Source organism: Bacteroidia bacterium (assembly GCA_019695265.1).
GTDB lineage: Bacteria > Bacteroidota > Bacteroidia > JAIBAJ01 > JAIBAJ01 > JAIBAJ01.
Map to the genome: position 1 here is coordinate 1 of JAIBAJ010000213.1, position 2,526 is coordinate 2,526.

Annotated in this window: 3 protein-coding genes; all 3 read left to right on the forward strand. The window is 39.4% G+C overall.

Features of this window, described 5'->3' with window-relative positions; all coding sequences use genetic code 11:
• A partial coding sequence (gene pgk / locus K1X82_15430; protein ID MBX7183503.1) for a phosphoglycerate kinase occupies positions 1 to 366 on the forward strand: 366 nt, incomplete at its 5' end.
• A gap of 10 nt (positions 367 to 376) precedes the next feature.
• The gene (locus K1X82_15435) at positions 377 to 1,438 is read left to right on the forward strand and encodes a beta-ketoacyl synthase chain length factor (GenBank protein ID MBX7183504.1); all 1,062 of its coding nucleotides are present in this window, start codon (positions 377 to 379) and stop codon (positions 1,436 to 1,438) included.
• 107 nt (positions 1,439 to 1,545) lie between these two features.
• Positions 1,546 to 2,526, forward strand: a 981-nt coding sequence (locus tag K1X82_15440) for a hypothetical protein (GenBank protein ID MBX7183505.1), incomplete at its 3' end; no start/stop codon positions are given.

Below are 2,526 nucleotides of genomic sequence, written 5' to 3' on the forward strand. Positions count from 1 at the left end.
GCAGACCGAAAAGTATGTTCTGTGGATGAAACACCGGAAGGCTGGATGGGATTAGATATAGGGGAAAAAACAATTGCAATGTTTAGAGAAGCCATTTTAAACTCTAAAACCATCTTATGGAATGGACCCATGGGTGTATTTGAAATGGAAAATTTTGCACAAGGCACCATATCCATTGCCAAATCAGTAGCCGAGGCTTCCCAAACCAAATCGGCTTTTTCTCTGGTAGGAGGTGGGGATTCGGTTGCGGCTGTAAACAAATTTAATTTAGCTGACAAAGTAAGTTATGTTAGCACCGGAGGTGGTGCAATGCTTGAATATTTAGAAGGAAAAGTATTGCCTGGCGTTAGGGCAATTAAGGGTTAATTTGAACAAGATGGCAATTTATATAAATGGTTTAGGAAATATTTCGGCTCAAAAAACCTGGGATAATTCTCAGTTCTTAACTGAAATTACCGAGTACCAGGATAATTATCTAAAATCCGTTGATCCGGATTATAAAGAATTCATTAATCCGGTAGCTATTCGGAGGATGAGTCATGTTATCAAGATGGGCATTGCTTCGGCCAAAATTTGTTTGAAAGATGCCGGTTTAGACATGCCTGATGCAATAATTACCGGCACAGGATTTGGCTGTATTGAGGACACCGAAAAATTTTTGATTCAGGTTATTGACAATGCCGAAGAACAACTTACTCCTACGGCTTTTATGCAAAGCACTCACAATGCTGTAAATGGGCAATTGGCAATTATTTTAGGTTGCAAGAATTATAATTTTACCTATTGTCAAAGAGGTTTTTCATTTGAGAACGCCTTATTGGATTCCTATTTACAATGCAAGGAAAAACCAAATGCCCAGGTATTAGTTGGAGGATTTGACGAAATTTCGCCTAATTATTTTAAGGTAAACGATCGGATTGGAATGTGGAAAAAAGAGAAGATTTCGAACTTAGCTCTTTTGCAACATCCTACTGAAGGAACAATAGCCGGAGAGTTTTCCACTTACTTTGTTTTGAGTGATCAACTTAGTGAAAAATCCTATTGTGAACTGAAAGGATTAGACATTTACTATAAACCTAAGCAAACCGAAGATTTAGTGAAAAGGATTCAGGCTTTTTGTGAAAAACATGGTTGTTTGACTCCGGATTTAGTAATTTATGGTCATAGCGGAGATATAACTGAGGACTTTTGGATGGAAGGTGTTAGAAATACCTTGTTTAGTGAGCTGCCAGGAGCTTATTATAAGCATTTGTGCGGAGAACATTATACAGCATCTGCCTGGGCGACCTGGTTGGGAGCCAAAATAGTAAAAGAGAATCATGTTCCTGAAATTGTTTTGTTACCGAACTCCAAAAAACCTGCTGAGTTAAGGCAAGTTTTGTTGGTAAACAATTACCGCGGTAGGAATTTTTCGACCATTTTATTAGAAAAGGCCTAATTGGAAGTAGGTTGATCGACTTTATCGACTAATAACCAATGGGGCATTAAACCCATCCGGAAGGTTGTTGTCATAGCTACACTTTAACCCCTTCATTTTTTGTAGCCATGAAAAACATTCTTTTTCTTATTGGCCTATTCTCAGTAATTTATTGTAAAGGTCAATCCCCCAAGCTTTATATCCAATTGGTGACTCACAATGAGCCATCGGATAACCTTCAAAACCCTGTTAACTATGCTATAGGCAAGCAAAAAATCCTTCAAATGGCTGATATTGTCGTTAATCACGAAGCCAAATGGAACTTGCAATCGTCGGATGGTTTTGTATTTGGAGCCAGGCTTGACCAACAAACCACCGGAACCAATGTATTTTCAACCTTGGCATCGGCCCCTTATCAAACAGCCATTGAAATTGACCCAAGAAACAAGAACTTCAATGGCAGAAATATAGCTGACCAATGGTATTTACTGGATTCGCTTGGAGCCAACCCCTCTTATACTGTTGGCGGTTTTATCTATTATGTTTGTCAGCCCAGCAATTTGTTACCTGATTGGTTTCAGTACCAGGATACTATAACCGGATTGGTACATGGAAATAAGTTAAAGCTTCAACTTTTGTCGGGGGCGGGTAGTGCAGGAGGAAATGTGATGCATTGCAATGATTTATATGACTTTGGAATATTTAAACCTGATACGATTGACCGGTTTTATATGCACAATCCAAACCGCAGTCTTTGGTGCCTGGGTACAGGATGCGCTCCGGTTTTGGATTCGCTGAGTGATGTACAGGCCATTATTGATCTTATCCAAGGACAAGCTGATAGCATTTATGCCGGTTTATGGCCATCGGATAAATTTTATATGACCAGAATAATGACCAATCAACGCGAATTTGGACCATTATTCTTCAGTAAATTGGAAATGCTGTTGGATTCGCTAGGATCTATATCGAACGAGAAGTTGGAATGGGCTACCTTGGGAGAAACCTTTGAAGCCTTTCAAAACTGGCAAGTTCAAACCGGAATGGATTACAGCCAATGGAGCTGCGGACAATACGCTACTTCTTTGGAAGAAAACAACCAGGAAGAA